13 protein-coding genes are annotated in these 16,935 nt (G+C 34.0%); 11 read left to right on the top strand and 2 right to left on the bottom strand.

The window, feature by feature from the left end; all coding sequences use genetic code 11:
* Positions 1-2: 2 nt before the first annotated feature.
* Positions 3-2,048 carry an ATP-dependent DNA helicase RecG gene (gene recG / locus SSP_RS07815; RefSeq protein ID WP_011303289.1) on the top strand — a complete coding sequence of 682 codons (2,046 nt, stop codon included), beginning with the start codon at positions 3-5 and terminating at the stop codon, positions 2,046-2,048.
* A 163-nt stretch (positions 2,049-2,211) separates the two neighbouring features.
* Here recG and SSP_RS07810 read toward each other — a convergent pair whose 3' ends face one another.
* Complete coding sequence (locus tag SSP_RS07810; protein WP_011303288.1) at positions 2,212-3,774, bottom strand: M4 family metallopeptidase; 1,563 nt, start codon at positions 3,772-3,774, stop codon at positions 2,212-2,214.
* A 355-nt stretch (positions 3,775-4,129) separates the two neighbouring features.
* Here SSP_RS07810 and fapR point away from each other — a divergent pair, with 355 nt between their 5' ends.
* From fapR to ffh, 10 genes are all read left to right on the top strand, one after another.
* Complete coding sequence (gene fapR, locus SSP_RS07805) at positions 4,130-4,699, top strand: transcription factor FapR (protein WP_011303287.1); 570 nt, start codon at positions 4,130-4,132, stop codon at positions 4,697-4,699.
* Positions 4,692-5,678, top strand: coding sequence for a phosphate acyltransferase PlsX (gene plsX / locus SSP_RS07800; protein ID WP_011303286.1), 987 nt, complete (start codon positions 4,692-4,694; stop codon positions 5,676-5,678). Before fapR ends, plsX begins: the two co-directional genes overlap by 8 nt.
* Positions 5,671-6,597 carry an ACP S-malonyltransferase gene (gene fabD, locus SSP_RS07795; RefSeq protein ID WP_011303285.1) on the top strand — a complete coding sequence of 309 codons (927 nt, stop codon included), beginning with the start codon at positions 5,671-5,673 and terminating at the stop codon, positions 6,595-6,597. The genes plsX and fabD overlap by 8 nt, the downstream gene beginning before the upstream one ends.
* Positions 6,590-7,324, top strand: a complete 735-nt coding sequence (gene fabG, locus SSP_RS07790; RefSeq protein WP_002483493.1) for a 3-oxoacyl-[acyl-carrier-protein] reductase — start codon at positions 6,590-6,592, stop codon at positions 7,322-7,324. The genes fabD and fabG overlap by 8 nt, the downstream gene beginning before the upstream one ends.
* Before the next feature lie 243 nt (positions 7,325-7,567).
* Positions 7,568-7,801 (top strand): acyl carrier protein, encoded by a 234-nt coding sequence (locus SSP_RS07785; RefSeq protein ID WP_002483492.1) that lies wholly within the window; start codon positions 7,568-7,570, stop codon positions 7,799-7,801.
* 227 nt (positions 7,802-8,028) lie between these two features.
* Positions 8,029-8,763: a ribonuclease III gene (gene rnc / locus SSP_RS07780; RefSeq protein ID WP_011303283.1), complete on the top strand. Its 735-nt coding sequence runs from the start codon at positions 8,029-8,031 to the stop codon at positions 8,761-8,763.
* Between the two features lie 243 nt (positions 8,764-9,006).
* Positions 9,007-12,576, top strand: a complete 3,570-nt coding sequence (gene smc / locus SSP_RS07775; protein ID WP_011303282.1) for a chromosome segregation protein SMC — start codon at positions 9,007-9,009, stop codon at positions 12,574-12,576.
* Complete coding sequence (gene ftsY, locus SSP_RS07770; RefSeq protein WP_011303281.1) at positions 12,573-13,793, top strand: signal recognition particle-docking protein FtsY; 1,221 nt, start codon at positions 12,573-12,575, stop codon at positions 13,791-13,793. Before smc ends, ftsY begins: the two co-directional genes overlap by 4 nt.
* Positions 13,780-14,112 (top strand): putative DNA-binding protein, encoded by a 333-nt coding sequence (locus tag SSP_RS07765; RefSeq protein WP_011303280.1) that lies wholly within the window; start codon positions 13,780-13,782, stop codon positions 14,110-14,112. Before ftsY ends, SSP_RS07765 begins: the two co-directional genes overlap by 14 nt.
* Positions 14,113-14,140: 28 nt before the next feature.
* Positions 14,141-15,508 carry a signal recognition particle protein gene (gene ffh, locus SSP_RS07760; RefSeq protein WP_011303279.1) on the top strand — a complete coding sequence of 456 codons (1,368 nt, stop codon included), beginning with the start codon at positions 14,141-14,143 and terminating at the stop codon, positions 15,506-15,508.
* Between the two features lie 125 nt (positions 15,509-15,633).
* Here ffh and SSP_RS07755 read toward each other — a convergent pair whose 3' ends face one another.
* Positions 15,634-16,932 carry an LLM class flavin-dependent oxidoreductase gene (locus SSP_RS07755; RefSeq protein ID WP_011303278.1) on the bottom strand — a complete coding sequence of 433 codons (1,299 nt, stop codon included), beginning with the start codon at positions 16,930-16,932 and terminating at the stop codon, positions 15,634-15,636.
* Between the last annotated feature and the right edge of the window lie 3 nt (positions 16,933-16,935).

Genomic DNA, 16,935 nt, shown 5'->3' with positions numbered 1-16,935 from the left:
TTATGTCAAAAGTCAATTTAATTGAAAGTCCATTTCCATTATCTCAAATAAAAGGATTAGGTCCGAAACGCTTAGCAGTATTGAATGAATTAAATATTCATACTGTTGAAGATTTAATTCTATATTTACCAACACGTTACGAAGATAATACTGTAATTGACTTAAATGAAGCTGAAGATCAAGCGATAGTGACAGTGGTGGGTGAAGTTTATTCAACACCAACTGTCGCTTTTTTTGGTCGTAATAAATCTAAATTAACAGTACATATCATGGTCGACCAAATTGCTGTGAAATGCACATTTTTCAATCAGCCTTATTTAAAAAAGAAAATAGAATTACATGGAACCGTAACAGTCAAAGGAAAATGGAATAGAGCAAAGCAAGAAATCAACGGTAACAGAATGTTTTTTAGCCAACAAATGGATGAGAGCGGACAATATGAACCTGTATATCGCATTAAAGAAGGTATTAAACAAAAGCCTTTAAGAGATATGATTAGACAGGTACTAGATCAGGTGACGATTCAAGAATGGCTCTCTGAAGACTTAAGAAAAAAATACAAATTAGAAACTTTAGAAGATACAATTAAAGCTTTGCATTTTGCAACTGATAAAGCATCTTTACTGAAAGCACGTAGAACATATGCTTTCACAGAATTATTTATGTTTGAATTAAGAATGCAGTGGTTGAATCGTCTTGAAAAAACATCAGATGAAGCAATTGACGTAGACTATGATATTAATTTAGTTAAACATTTTATAGATAGTCTACCGTTTGAATTAACAGACGCTCAGAAACATAGCGTGAATGAAATATTCAGAGATTTGAAAGCACCCATTCGCATGCATCGTTTATTACAAGGCGATGTAGGTTCTGGTAAAACAGTTGTCGCTGCTATTTGTATGTATGCCTTGAAAACAGCAGGCTATCAGTCAGCTTTAATGGTTCCGACAGAAATATTAGCGGAGCAACATGCAGAAAGTTTAGTTGACCTATTTGGTGATAGAATGAACGTGGCTTTATTGACTGGCTCTGTTAAAGGCAAAAAACGGAAGCTGTTATTAGAACAACTGAATAATAATGAAATTGATTGTATCATTGGAACACATGCATTAATTCAGGATGATGTTAAGTTTAATAATGTGGGTCTTGTTATTACAGATGAACAACATCGTTTTGGTGTTAATCAGCGACAGTTGTTAAGAGAAAAAGGTGCTATGACCAATGTCTTATTTATGACAGCAACGCCGATACCAAGAACATTAGCCATTTCAGTATTCGGTGAAATGGATGTTTCTTCAATTAAACAATTGCCTAAAGGTAGAAAACCAATCATCACTTCTTGGTCTAAGCATGAGGCTTATGAAAGTGTATTAAATCAAATGACTTCAGAACTGAAGAAGGGTAGACAAGCTTATGTCATTTGCCCACTGATTGAAAGTTCAGAGCATCTTGAAGATGTACAAAATGTTGTTGAATTATATGAATCATTGCAATCATATTATGGAGTTGAAAAGGTTGGTCTGCTTCATGGTAAATTACATTCAGATGAGAAAGATGAAGTGATGCAACGATTTAGCAATCATGAAATTGATATATTAGTGTCAACAACGGTAGTTGAAGTAGGTGTGAACGTGCCAAATGCGACGTTTATGATGATATATGATGCTGATCGTTTTGGTTTGTCTACGTTACATCAATTGCGTGGACGAGTGGGGAGAAGTGAACAACAAAGTTACTGTGTATTAATCGCATCACCGAAAACAGAAACAGGTATTGAACGTATGAATATCATGACCCAGACTACAGATGGCTTTGAACTTAGTGAACGTGATTTAGAAATGAGGGGGCCAGGCGATTTCTTTGGTGTAAAGCAGAGCGGTTTACCTGATTTCTTGGTTGCAAATGTAGTGGAAGATTATAAAATGCTAGAAGTTGCTAGAGATGAAGCCGCCGAATTAATACAGTCGGGTGTCTTCTTTGAACCACAATATAATATATTAAAATCTTTTATTGAAGAAAATTTATTGTATATGAGTTTTGATTAAAAATTGTTGGTTTGTATTTCATGGAAATCCATTGTATACTTTCTATTATATTCTAAATAAAAATGACACTCGTAAATAATTTAATTATTTACGAATGCCATCCGAAGTTAGAATATGATTTATTGTGGGAGTCTGTTAGATAATTAATTATCTAACAGGCTTTTTAATTTACGCCAACTTCTGTCCAAGCCTTATCAATAGCGTCAGCTTCAGCGCTATTATCACCATAAAGTTTATTTGCGGCTTCTTTTAAAGCTGTTTTAGCATCTGAAAATTCTGAATTTTGCGTCAGATATTGAGTTAATGCAAGGTAGTAAATTTGTTCAGCTTTATCTTTTCCAATTTCATTAATTGTCAGATATGCAGCCTTGTTAGGAATACCACTATTTGTGTGTACACCACCATTATCCTGGCTACCTGATTGATCTTGATACATGTGTGCCGGTTGATTATATCTTTCAGGGTCTTTTAAGCTTCTAAGACCATCTCCTTCAGTTCCAGGTGTATATACATCTTCACCCATTAACCAGTCATCTGGATCTACAAAATACCCAAATACATCTGAAAATGATTCATTCAAAGCGCCTGATTGATCTTGATATTTTAAGTTAGACGTACGCTCAGTTACGGCATGTGTTAATTCATGAGCGATGATATCATTGGCTCCTGATAATGCTTTGAAGGTTTGTCCATCACCATCACCGTATATCATATATTGCCCTGTCCACGCAGCATTATTGTAATCTTTATCATAGTGTACGACAGAGTCAATCTTTCCTCCGGCGTTATCATAACTATCACGATGATGTTTATCTAAATAATAGTTATACACTTCATTAGCATAATAATGTGCATCTACGCCAGCCTTGTGTTCTTCCTTGTCGAAATTATTACTATCGTTTGTGATTTCTGAAAAATCATCTGTAGTATTATTAGCAGTTTGTGTATGCATTTCTGCATTTTGCGTTGTATCTTTTAATGTGTATTCACCATTATTCTCTGTTAAATTCAATGGTGACTTTTCATCGTCGTTCACGCCTGTACCTTTTCCTGTTGCTGAGGCATTTTTGATGACATTTTCTTTATTCAATATTTCTCCAGTGCTAGCATCGACTTGAATTTTCCAATGAGCGGCCTTAGGTGAAATATAGTTTAATTCAACATCGTATACAAGTTTTTGACTGTCGCTGTTAATATCTAATTTGTTTTTATTTACGATATCGTAGCCTTTGATATTGTTAACATCTGCCTTGTTTTTTCCTATAGCTTTAAATGCGCTATTTTCAGCATCAACTGCAGAAATTTTCACTTCGTTGTCAACCTTGACAGTTGGTTTATCAATGCTACCGTTTATTAAAGTGACATCACCTTGTTTGTTTACATGAACTTTTAATGCGCTATCTTCAGCAGTTATACCATTGACTTTGGGTTTCAAGGTATAATGAGTGATTCCAGTAGGGTCTTGTTGTTTATCTGTAATTTCATATTGCTCAAATGCATTATCTTGAACATTAGCATTTCCAGATTCTTTAGATTCCTTGATAATCTTTGATGTATTATTTTGTAAATATGCTTTTACATCTTGATCATTATGAACTTTTGTATTTATGGGTTTCTTGAGACTTTCTGGTTTGATGCTATTGTTTTCTTGCGCGTGTGCTTGTAATGATGTGACAGATATCAGTGAACATGTTACGAGTGTTGTGGTAATCAATTTCTTCATCATGTAATCCTCCTAATTATTAATCTTTTGGCTTTAGAAACAATTGCTTTTCATATAAATATTTATTTACATAAAATATCACAACCCTTTAAATTATTTTGAATTATACGTTCCAAATATTTTTATTTCAATAGTGCACTACAAATAATCTTTTAATTGTTACATTTGTAATAAAATAGTAATGTTAAAAGAGTTTTTTGATACTATATAAAAAACTTATTATTAAATTGAGCTAATGCTAAAGCAAATTTAATTTAGCGACAGCATATGTTTTTTGTTGAGCAAATGAAATAGAAAGTGTTATGATATGTTAGGAATGTTTAAGACTTGGTACTAAAAACATGGGAGTTTGAATGCGATGAAATTAAAAAAACAAGAACGACGTAATGAAATAAAAAATGAAATAGAGAAAAATCCTTTTATTACTGACTTAGATTTAAGTGTGTTGTTCTCGGTGAGTATTCAAACGATTAGACTTGATCGTACACATTTAAATATTCCTGAGCTAAGAACACGCATTAAAACTGTTGCAAAAGAAAATTACGAAAGTATTCGCTCTATAGAAGGTAGTGAAATTATTGGGGATGTAATCAATGTACAACCTGATCAAACTGCCACTTCAATTATAAGAATAGACGAAAAATCTGTGTTTACTAGAAATAAAATTGCTAGAGGACATGTATTGTTCGCACAAGCAAACTCCCTGTGTGTGGCACTGATACATAAACCAGTTGTTTTAACAAGAGATAGTAATGTAACATTTATAAAAACAGTAAAATTAAATGAAACGGTACGTGCTGATGCACAAACTATTGAAATTAGAGATAAATTTTATACGATAAAAGTGCGATCATATGTAAAAGATACGCTCGTTTTTAAAGGAACTTTCAAAATGTATTATACAAGTGAGGATGAACAAAATGGTTAAATTAGCGATTGATATGATGGGTGGGGATGATGCACCTGGAATCGTTTTGGAAGCTGTTGAAAAAGCGGTTAATGATTTTAAAGATTTAGAAATAATTTTATTTGGAGATTCATCGCAATGTACATTAGAACATGATCGTGTAGAAGTGCGTCACTGTACGGAATCTATCACGATGGATGATGAACCAGTAAGAGCAATTAAACGTAAAAAAGACAGCTCTATGGCGCGTATGGCTGAAGCAGTTAAGTCGGGTGAAGCCGATGGATGTGTTTCTGCTGGTAATACTGGCGCACTGATGTCTGCTGGACTATTCATCGTTGGTCGTATTAAAGGTGTAGAACGACCTGCATTGGTTGTTACGCTACCGACTGTATCAGGTAAAGGTTTTGTATTTATGGATGTAGGTGCTAATGCTGATGCAAAAGCAGAACATTTATTGCAATATGCTCAGTTGGGTAATATTTACGCTCAAAAAATTAGAGGTATTGCTGAACCATCTGTATGCTTGTTAAATATTGGTACAGAAGCAGCGAAAGGTAATAGTTTAACTAAGAAAGCATACCGTTTAATGGAAGATCAACATGATTTTAACTTTACAGGTAATGTCGAAGCGAAAGGTTTAATGAATGATGTTGCTGATGTTGTAGTCACTGATGGCTATACAGGTAATATGATTCTTAAAAATCTAGAAGGTGTTGCAAAAGCAATGGGTAAAATGTTTAAATCTACACTGTTAAGTAGTTTTAAAAATAAAATGGCAGCACTGATTTTACGCAAAGACTTGAACGGTTTAATGACAAAAATGGATTATGCAGAATATGGTGGTTCAGTATTGTTAGGATTAAATGGTACGGTAGTAAAAGCACATGGCAGTTCAAGTGCAAAAGCATTCTATTCTGCAATTCGTCAGGCAAAAATTGCTGGTGAACAAGAAATTGTGAAAACAATGAAAGAAACGGTGGGTACAGAAAATGAGTAAAACGGCAATTATCTTTCCAGGTCAAGGTTCTCAAAAAGTTGGTATGGCGAATGATTTATACGAACATAATGAAGCAGCGACTACAATTTTAAATCAAGCCCAAAACGCTGTGGATTTTGATATTTTAGAAACGATGTTTACAGATAAAAAAGCAAAGTTAGGCCAAACAGAAAATACGCAACCAGTTTTATTAACGCATAGTTCAGCTTTATTAAACGCCCTTAATGATTTAAATGCAGATTATACTATGGGACATAGTCTGGGGGAATATGTGAGTTTAGTTGCAAGTGGTGTATTGAAATTTGAAGATGCAGTAAAAATTGTAAGAAAACGTGGTCAACTTATGGCAGAAGCCTTTCCAGATGGTGTGGGTAGTATGGCAGCCGTACTTGGACTGGATTATGAAGCGGTTGACGCAATTTGTAAACAGCTTTCTACAGAGAGTGAAATTATTGAACCAGCTAATATCAATTCACCGGGTCAAATTGTTGTATCTGGCCATAAATCATTGATTGATCAGTTAGTTGAAGAAGGGAAATCGCTAGGTGCTAAACGTGTAATGCCATTAGCAGTTTCAGGTCCATTCCATTCATCAATGATGCAAGTTATCAAAGATGATTTTGCAGATTTTATTGACCAGTTTGAGTGGTCTGATGCTCAATTCCCGGTTGTACAAAATGTGCATGCACAAGGTGAAACAGATGCAAATGTAATTAAAGCGCATATGATTGAACAATTATATTCACCAGTGCAATTTATTGATTCTACAGAGTGGTTAATTGAACAAGGTGTTGATAATTTCCTCGAAATTGGTCCTGGTAAAGTACTTTCAGGATTAATTAGAAAAATTAATAAAAATGTAAAAGTTACCTCAATTCAAACATTAGAAGATGTGAAAGGTTGGAATGAAAATGACTAAAAGTGCATTGGTTACAGGTGCTTCAAGAGGAATAGGACGCAGTATTGCTATACAATTAGCGGAAGAAGGCTATAAAGTTGCAGTGAACTATGCTGGAAATAAAGAAAAAGCAGACGCTGTTGTGGAAGAAATCAAAGCTAAAGGCGTTGAAGCTTTTGCAATTCAAGCAAACGTTGCAAATGGTGACGAAGTTAAAGCGATGATTAAAGAAGTCGTTAGCCAATTTGGTTCAGTAGATGTGCTTGTTAATAATGCAGGTATCACACGCGATAATTTATTAATGAGAATGAAAGAACAAGAATGGGACGATGTCATTGATACAAATTTAAAAGGTGTATTTAATTGTATTCAAAAAGTAACACCACAAATGTTAAGACAAAAGAGTGGCTCAATTATTAACTTATCAAGTGTCGTGGGTGCAGTAGGTAATCCTGGACAAGCTAACTATGTTGCTACAAAAGCGGGTGTAATTGGATTGACTAAATCAGCAGCTAGAGAGTTAGCTTCTAGAAATATTACAGTGAATGCTGTAGCACCTGGTTTTATTGTTTCTGATATGACAGATGCTTTAAGTGAGGAACTCAAAGCACAAATGTTAGAACAAATTCCATTAGCTAAATTTGGTGAAGATTCTGATATAGCCAATACTGTAGCGTTTTTAGCTTCAGAGAAAGCAAAATATATTACTGGACAAACGATTCATGTCAATGGCGGCATGTACATGTAAGTCGATTTAGAAAAAATAATCATCGCTACAAGCTTTTAAACAATAGTGGTATGACTGATTATATTTTTTAAGTAAAATGTCATTTTGGATGTCTGACACATGCGTCATGATACGGTATAATTGTCAAATTTAGTAGATTATGTGTATTTCTAGTGTATCAATTGAAATACTACTTGTATTTCAATTGATAAAATGGGAAAATATAAAAGTCTATCAATAGACTTTTAAAGGAGGTGAATCGACGTGGAAAACTTCGACAAAGTAAAAGATATCATCGTTGACCGTTTAGGTGTTGACGCTGAAAAAGTAACTGAAGATGCATCTTTCAAAGATGATTTAGGCGCTGACTCACTTGATATCGCTGAATTAGTTATGGAATTAGAAGATGAATTTGGTACTGAAATTCCTGATGAAGAAGCTGAAAAAATCAACACAGTTGGTGACGCAGTTAAATTTATCAACAGTATTGAAAAATAATAAACAAATATCTGAGTCGTTGTCATTACGGCTCAGATTTTTTGTTTTTTTGATAGAATCAATGAAACTTAACGCATGATTTTTTGTACCTTCGATATTAACTACATCCATGACTTGTCGCTGTTTTACATGCGAAAAACAACAGTTTTTTCTTTAGTTTTGATGTGATTTCACGTAAAATATAAAGGTATACAGAATCCTAGCGCTATTTCTGAGGAGGAACTAGATTGACCAATCAAAAAAAGAAAGAAATGGTACAAACATTCCAAAATAAGTTTGAAAAAAAGATGCAAGAATTAAATTTAGATTTTAACCGAGTAGATTTATATCAACAAGCTTTTTCTCATTCAAGCTTTATCAATGACTTTAATATGAACAGGCTTGACCACAATGAGCGATTAGAATTTTTAGGAGATGCGGTATTAGAATTGACGGTTTCACGCTATTTATTTGATAAATACCCAGAATTGCCTGAAGGTAATTTGACTAAAATGCGTGCAACAATTGTTTGTGAGCCCTCACTTGTAATATTTGCGAATAAAATTCAGCTCAACGATTTAATTTTATTAGGTAAAGGCGAAGAAAAGACAGGTGGTAGAACACGACCTTCACTTGTATCCGATGCGTTTGAAGCATTTGTCGGAGCGTTGTATTTAGACCAAGGATTAGAGGCAGTCTGGCAATTTTCTGAACAAATCATTTTCCCATATGTGGAAGATGATGAATTGGACGGTGTTGTAGACTTTAAGACGCAATTTCAAGAATATGTGCATAGACAAAATAAGGGAGATGTCACATATCGTCTGATAAATGAAGAAGGACCGGCGCACCATCGTCTTTTTACTTCTGAAGTGATTCTAGAAGAAGATGCCGTAGCAGAAGGCAAAGGTAAAACAAAAAAAGAATCTGAACAAAAAGCTGCAGAACGTGCATATAAAATATTGAAAAATAAAAACGCTTAACATTGGATGCGTTTAAACATCATGATTCACTAGATGGAAATATCATAGTTATAAGTATGATTAATGATGACATAGCATTTATATAATGAAAAATTGCGTTTTTAAATATACAGCTAAGATTAAATAATTAAGTTAATCATAATAAGATGGAATAAGTGTTATGAATGGCGAATGAAGTTAAAATGAATTAGCCATTTCATTCCCGTGCTGTAGAACAGTCAGGAATATTTAAAGGAGAATAGTATGGTTTATTTAAAATCTATAGATGCCTTTGGTTTTAAGTCATTTGCTGAACATACAAATGTCCAATTTGATGAAGGTGTAACAGCAATTGTTGGACCTAATGGTAGCGGTAAAAGTAATATTACTGATGCGATAAAATGGGTGTTAGGTGAACAGTCAGCTAAATCATTACGTGGCGCCAAAATGGAAGATATTATATTTTCAGGCGCCGAGCATAGAAAAGCTCAAAATTATGCAGAAGTAAAATTGAAATTAGAGAATAGTTCTGGAAAGTTACAAGTTGATTCAACTGAAGTAACAGTTACACGTCGTTTGTATCGAAGTGGCGAAAGTGAATATTATTTGAATAATGATAGAGCAAGATTGAAAGATATCATTGATTTATTTTTAGATTCAGGGTTAGGAAAAGAAGCGTTCAGTATTATTTCGCAAGGACGTGTAGACGAAATATTAAATGCTAAGCCTATAGATAGAAGGCAAATATTAGAAGAATCTGCTGGAGTTTTAAAATATAAAAAAAGAAAAGCAACTTCTGTTCAAAAATTGGATCAAACAGAAGATAATTTGTCACGCGTAGAAGATATACTTTATGACTTAGAAGGTCGTGTAGAACCATTACGTGAAGAAGCCGCGATTGCAAAAGAATACAAACACTTATCCAAAGAAATGGAAAAAAGTGACGTCTTAGTAACGGTCCATGATATAAAACAATATAGTGACAATATTAATGAATTAGATGATAATTTAAACCATTTAAAAAGTCAGCAGGCAACAAAGGATGCTGAAAAAGTACAACATACACAATCTTTAAATAAATATAAAGTTGAAAGACAACAATTAGATATACGCATCGAGTCATTAAATTTCGAGTTGGTCAAAGCAACTGAAGAAGTAGAAAAATTCACAGGACAGCTCAATGTATTGGAAGAACGAAAAAGAAATCAATCGGAAACGAATGCACGCTTTGAAGAAGAACAAGAAAGTCTATTAAATCAAGCTGAGAATTTAAATAAAGAGAAGACAGAAGTTCAGTTAGAAATCGATAGATTAAAAGCCCAACAAAAAGAATTAAATGAAAAAGTGCAATATTTAGAATCACAATTGTATGTTACTGATGAACAACATGATGAAAAACTTGAAACCATTAAAGATGAATATTATCAACTTATGTCTGAACAATCAGATGTAAATAATGATATTCGCTTTTTAGAACATACGATTCAGGAAAATGAATCAAAACAATCACGTTTAGATTCAAGGTTAGTAGAGGCGTATGAACAATTAAAGCATATTCAATCTGATATTAATGAGGCAGAAAAGCAAAGCACAACAACGAAAAAAGAACTGAAAAACGCAGAACAACAATTGAATGAATACGAACGTAAATTAACACAATTAAAACAACAACGTAGTGAATATGAAGAAAAATTACATCAAGCATATCGTTTTAATGAAAAGTTAAAGTCTCGTATTGATAGTGCGGCAACACAACAAGAAGAATATAGTTACTTTTTTAATGGTGTAAAGCATATTCTGAAAGCTAAAAACAAACAACTTACAGGTATACGAGGGGCAGTTGCTGAAGTTATTCAAGTACCTTCTGATTTAACAAAAGCGATTGAAATAGCTTTAGGCGCCTCTTTACAACATGTAATAGTAGATTCTGAAAAAGATGGCAGACAAGCGATTCAATATCTTAAACAAAATGGATTGGGTAGAGCGACCTTTTTACCTTTAAATGTGATACAACCAAGACATATTGCGAATGATATTTTAAATTCTGCAAAAACGTCCCAAGGATTCATTAATATTGCATCAGAGGCTATCCAAGTCGATTCAGATTATCAGAATGTATTACAAAATTTATTAGGAAACACCATTATTGTCGATGAATTAAAAAATGCAAATGAGTTAGCAAGAAAAATTCGTTATCGCACTAGAATTGTTACGCTCGAGGGCGATATCGTTAACCCAGGTGGATCGATGACTGGTGGTGGTGATCGTAAAACTAAAAGCATATTGGCACAAAAAGATGATCTAGCTAAAATGCGAGCACAACTAGAAGACTATCAACAACAAACCATTGAATTCGAAAAGCAATTTCAAGCAATTAAAGAAGCGTCAGATCAAATTAGTGAAAATTATTTTGAAACAAGTCAACAATATAATTCTGCAAAACAAAGATTACATAATTTTGAATTAGAATTAGACCGTTTGAGAAAAAGTGAAGCACATTTGAAAGATGAACATGAAGAATTTGAATTCGAAAAAAATGATGGTTATCAAAGTGAAGCAAGTAAGCAGACGTTAACAGAAAAGAAACAAAGACTTGACCAAATTAAAGCGCAATTACTTAAACTTGAAGAAAACATCAATCTTTACACTAAATTATCAAAAGAAGGTAAAGCAAGCACCACTCAAACCCAACAACAATTACATCAAAAACAGTCAGATTTAGCTGTCGTAAAAGAACGTTTAAATGCCCAAAAACAATCTCTTACAAAAATCACTAAACAATTGGAAAGTGTAGAGAAGCAACAAGAAAAATTGGATGAGCAAATTAAATTATTTAACTCAGATGAAATGACTGGGGAAAAAGCATTTGAAACGATTCAAAGTCATATTGAACAAAGTAAGGTTACTAAAGAAAAACTTACTGTTGATATAGAAGACGTTAAATCGCGCAGACTAGAATTGAATGATACAATTGAAGAGACAGATCAAAAACTTCAAGAGGCTAACCAAGATATATTATCTATTGAAAATCGCTATCAAGATATCAAGGCAGAACAGTCACGTTTGGATGTGTTAATCAATCATGCGATTGACCATTTGAGCGATGATTATCATTTAACTTATGAACGTGCAAGTGAATTATATGAATTAGATGAAGCGATTGATGTATTACGTAAAAAAGTAAAATTAACAAAAATGTCAATAGAAGAACTAGGGCCTGTTAATTTGAATGCAATTGAGCAATTTGAAGAAATTAATACGCGCTATACGTTTTTAGATGAACAACGTGCTGATTTAAGAGCAGCTAAATTAACTTTAGAACAATTGATTGATGAAATGGATCAAGAAGTAAAAGATCGTTTTAAAGAAACGTTCCATGCAGTACAAGGCCACTTTGCTGATGTGTTTAAATCTCTTTTTGGTGGTGGACAAGCAGAACTACGCCTTACTGATGATGATTATTTATCAGCGGGTGTGGATATTATTGTGCAACCACCTGGTAAAAAACTACAGCACTTATCGTTATTAAGTGGTGGGGAAAGAGCACTAAGTGCTATCGCATTATTGTTTGCCATACTTAAAGTACGCTCAGCACCATTTGTAATTTTAGATGAAGTTGAAGCCGCTTTAGATGAAGCTAATGTAATACGTTACGCGCAATACTTAAAAGAATTATCAGATCAGACTCAATTTATAGTTATTACACATCGTAAAGGCACAATGGAATTTTCAGATAGATTATATGGTGTGACGATGCAAGAATCTGGCGTATCTAAATTAGTGAGTGTTAATTTAAATACAATTGATGAAGTCATTAAGGAGGAACAAGTATGAGCTTTTTCAAACGGTTAAAAGATAAATTTGCTTCTTCATCAGAAGCGGAAAATAAGCAAGAAGATTTAGAGCAATTATCTGAATTAGAACAACAAGATACGGATCAAACGAAAGAAGACGAACCAAAGAAAAAACCTAAAAAATTAAAAGAAGCCGATTTTGATGATGATGGTCTAATTTCTATAGAGGATTTTGAAGAGATAGAGGCACAACAATTAGGTGCGAAATTTAGAGCAGGTTTAGAAAAATCAAGAGAAAATTTCCAAGCACAACTAAACAACTTAATCGCACGTTACCGTAAAGTAGATGAAGAATTCTTTGAAGCATTAGAAGAAATGTTAATTACTGCAGATGTTGGTTTTAATACAGTTATGCAGTTAGTTGAAGAATTAAGAGAAGAAGCACAAAAACGTAATATATCAGAAACAGAAGATTTACGTGAGGTTATCGTAGAAAAAATTGTTGAAATATACCATCAAGATGATGAACACTCAGAAGTCATGAATATAGAAAACGAAGGTCTGAATGTTATTTTAATGGTTGGTGTAAATGGCGTAGGTAAAACAACTACAATTGGTAAGTTGGCTCATCGTTACCAAGCTGAAGGTAAAAAAGTTATGCTTGCTGCAGGTGACACTTTCAGAGCAGGCGCAATCCAACAGTTAAAAGTATGGGGAGAACGCGTTGGCGTTGATGTTATGAGTCAAAATGAAGGTTCAGATCCTGCTGCTGTGATGTACGATGCAATTAATGCAGCGAAAAGTAAAGGCATTGATATTTTAATTTGTGATACAGCGGGTCGTCTACAAAACAAATCTAATCTGATGAATGAATTAGAAAAAGTAAAACGTGTTATCAGCCGTGCAGTACCTGAAGCACCACATGAAGTACTGTTATGTTTAGACGCAACAACTGGACAAAATGCCTTATCACAAGCTAAATCGTTTAAAGAAGTGACTAATGTAACAGGGATTGTGTTAACTAAACTAGATGGAACTGCTAAAGGTGGTATTGTATTAGCGATACGTAATGAATTGCACATACCAGTTAAATATGTTGGCTTAGGTGAAAAATTAGATGACTTGCAACCATTCAATCCTGAAAGTTATGTATATGGTCTGTTTGCTGATATGATAGAGCAAAATGTAGAAGAAGTCGATGATGTAACTGATGAACAATCGAACGAAATTGAAGGTCAATCTGATGAGTCAAAATGATTTAATAAAAACAATTCGTATGAATTACTTGTTTGATTTTTATCAAGCCTTGCTCACTAAGAAGCAAAGAAATTATTTAGAATTATTTTACCTGCAAGACTATTCATTGAGTGAGATAGCTAATACATTTGATGTGAGTCGCCAAGCAGTGTATGATAACATAAGAAGAACTGGCGATTTAGTGGAAGATTATGAGGAAAAATTGGGATTATATCGAAATTTTGAACAAAGACAGAACTTATATGAACAAATAAAACAACATATTAATGATCCAGAACAAATAAAAAAATATATTCAAGCACTTGAAGATTTAGATTAATTAGAGAACAAAAAGGAGGGTATTTGATATGGCATTTGAAGGATTATCCGATCGTTTACAAGGAACGATGCAAAAAATCCGTGGTAAAGGTAAAGTGACAGAAGCAGACATTAAGCTAATGATGCGTGAAGTTAGACTCGCATTATTAGAAGCCGATGTTAACTTTAAAGTTGTAAAGGATTTTGTCAAAACTGTATCAGATAGAGCTTTAGGTTCAGATGTTATGAAATCATTAACACCTGGACAACAAGTGATTAAAATTGTTCAAGAAGAACTTACCCAATTAATGGGTGGGGAAAATTCAACAATTACGATGGCAAATAAACCACCTACTGTTGTGATGATGGTTGGTTTACAAGGTGCCGGAAAAACAACAACTGCAGGTAAACTCGCATTATTAATGCGTAAAAAATACAATAAAAAACCTATGCTGGTAGCTGCTGATATTTATCGTCCGGCTGCAATAGATCAATTGCAAACAGTTGGTAAACAGATTGATATACCAGTTTATAGCGAAGGTGACCAAGTCAAACCGCAGCAAATTGTAGAAAATGCAATTAAGCATGCTAAAGAAGAACATTTAGACTTTGTTATTATTGATACAGCAGGTCGTTTACACGTTGATGAAGCTTTAATGCAAGAGTTAAGTGATGTTAAAGAAATCACAAAACCTGATGAAATCATGCTTGTCGTGGATGCAATGACAGGTCAAGATGCAGTTAATGTTGCACAATCCTTTGATGAACAATTAGAGGTATCTGGTGTAACGCTAACTAAACTCGATGGTGATACGCGCGGTGGTGCTGCGTTATCCATTAGATCCGTAACTCAAAAACCAATTAAATTTGTTGGTATGAGTGAAAAATTAGACGGTTTAGAACCATTCCACCCTGAACGTATGGCATCTCGCATTCTCGGTATGGGTGACGTACTAAGTCTAATAGAAAAAGCACAACAAGATGTAGATGAAGACAAAGCAAAAGATTTAGAAAAGAAAATGCGCACGTCTTCCTTCACTTTAGATGACTTTTTAGAACAACTTGATCAAGTGAAAAATCTTGGTCCTTTAGATGATATTATGAAAATGATACCGGGTATGAACAAGATGAAAGGTATCGATAAACTTAATATGAATGAAAAGCAAATCGATCATATTAAAGCAATTATACAATCCATGACACCAAGTGAACGTAACGATCCAGATACTTTAAATGTATCTCGAAAAAAACGTATCGCTAAAGGCTCAGGACGTTCAGTTCAAGAAGTTAACAGATTGATGAAACAATTCAATGATATGAAGAAAATGATGAAACAATTTTCCGGTGGCGGCAAAGGTAAAAAAGGAAAACGTAAACAGATGGAAAATATGATGAATGGTATGAATTTACCGTTTTAAAATGTGTTTCTTAAATTGAGTAATAATTAAAAAGTAGTAATCCACAGCAGAGTCGTGGATTACTACTTTTTTTGTGCTACATCCAATCTATAAACTAATAGAAAGCGTACGATGTTGAATCACTATTAAATTCCAATATTTTCTCTAAATGTTGTACCTTCGTATTCAGTACGATACAATCCACGTTTTTGTAATTCAGGCACAACATCATCGACAAAATCTTCTAAACTATTTGGAAATTCTGGAGGCATTAAGTTAAAACCATCCGCAACACCCGCGTCAAACCAGCGTTCCATTTCATCTACAATATCCTTTGGTGTTCCGATGAGTGTTAAATGCCCACCTCCAGCACTTAAATAACCTAATAACTCACGTAATGTTGGATTTTTATCTTTAATGATTTCTAGCACAGTTTGATAGCGTCCTTTAGGTCCTTTAAAAGATTCGACAGGTGGTAATGGTGGTACCGGTTCATCCAAATCCCAGCTATGGCAATTTTGACGAATAAAAAAGGCTAATTGATTTAAAGCGGTATCAACTTCTAAAGATTCATCGAGTTTTTGTTTTTTTGCATAAGCTTCTTCATAAGTTTGTCCGACATATGCAACTAATCCAGGAAATACTTTCAAACTATCTTTAGGCTTACCTTCTTGTATCAATTTTTGATTTAATTTGTTCTTGAAAGCGCTAGCTTGATTGAAATTCCAAGCAACAGCATAAACTGCATCAGCATATTTAGTTGCTAATGCGATACCAGGATCGGAGGCGCCCGCTTGCATTGCAATGGGTTTCCCTTGAGGGCTACTTGGGGTTGTTAAAGGTCCACGGACATTGAAATGTTCTCCTTCATGATTAATAGCGTTGATTGCTGATGGATTGATTAACTTATTATCTTCTTTATCGTGTAAAAAGTCATCCAATGACCATGATTCGAGTAAACGATTCATCACTTGTGCAAATTCATCTGCTTTTTTATAGCGTTCCTCGTGTTCAGGTAAATGGTCCATACTATGATTAGCAGCTTCCATATCAGTCATTGACGTTACTAAATTCCAACCAGCACGACCTTGACTCATATGGTCTAGACTGAGTAGTTGTCTAGCAGCTGTGAATGGATTGGAGAATGTACTAGATATCGTAGCAACTAGGCCCACATGTTGTGTAACTTGCGATATTGCTGCTAAATTAACGAGGGGATCAAACCAAAATGCAGGCATATCACTTTTCGAACTAGCTGGAAAAGATTGATTGTCAGCAAAAAATATGGCATCAAATAAGCCTTGTTCTGCAGTTCTTGCTAATGATTGATAATAAGTAATATCACCAATACGCTCAATGCTTGAATGTGGCATACGCCATGCAGCCTGGTGATGGCCACAAGCATAGATAAGTACACCAATGCTTAAATGTTGTGATTGTGTCATTGA

It is taken from the genome of Staphylococcus saprophyticus subsp. saprophyticus ATCC 15305 = NCTC 7292 (assembly GCF_000010125.1).
GTDB lineage: Bacteria > Bacillota > Bacilli > Staphylococcales > Staphylococcaceae > Staphylococcus > Staphylococcus saprophyticus.
Note: the sequence above shows the minus strand (reverse complement) of the source record. Positions and strands in the feature narration are given on the sequence as shown.

Excerpts from the sequence above, each read along its gene's own strand:
- ftsY (WP_011303281.1), top strand. The coding sequence starts at position 12,573 with ATGAGCTTTTTCAAACGGTTAAAAGATAAATTTGCTTCTTCATCAGAA.
- plsX (WP_011303286.1), top strand. The coding sequence starts at position 4,692 with ATGGTTAAATTAGCGATTGATATGATGGGTGGGGATGATGCACCTGGA.
- SSP_RS07765 (WP_011303280.1), top strand. The coding sequence starts at position 13,780 with ATGAGTCAAAATGATTTAATAAAAACAATTCGTATGAATTACTTGTTT.
- smc (WP_011303282.1), top strand. The coding sequence starts at position 9,007 with ATGGTTTATTTAAAATCTATAGATGCCTTTGGTTTTAAGTCATTTGCT.
- ffh (WP_011303279.1), top strand. The coding sequence starts at position 14,141 with ATGGCATTTGAAGGATTATCCGATCGTTTACAAGGAACGATGCAAAAA.
- SSP_RS07810 (WP_011303288.1), bottom strand. The coding sequence starts at position 3,774 with ATGATGAAGAAATTGATTACCACAACACTCGTAACATGTTCACTGATA.
- SSP_RS07755 (WP_011303278.1), bottom strand. The coding sequence starts at position 16,932 with ATGACACAATCACAACATTTAAGCATTGGTGTACTTATCTATGCTTGT.
- fabD (WP_011303285.1), top strand. The coding sequence starts at position 5,671 with ATGAGTAAAACGGCAATTATCTTTCCAGGTCAAGGTTCTCAAAAAGTT.
- fapR (WP_011303287.1), top strand. The coding sequence starts at position 4,130 with ATGAAATTAAAAAAACAAGAACGACGTAATGAAATAAAAAATGAAATA.
- fabG (WP_002483493.1), top strand. The coding sequence starts at position 6,590 with ATGACTAAAAGTGCATTGGTTACAGGTGCTTCAAGAGGAATAGGACGC.
- recG (WP_011303289.1), top strand. The coding sequence starts at position 3 with ATGTCAAAAGTCAATTTAATTGAAAGTCCATTTCCATTATCTCAAATA.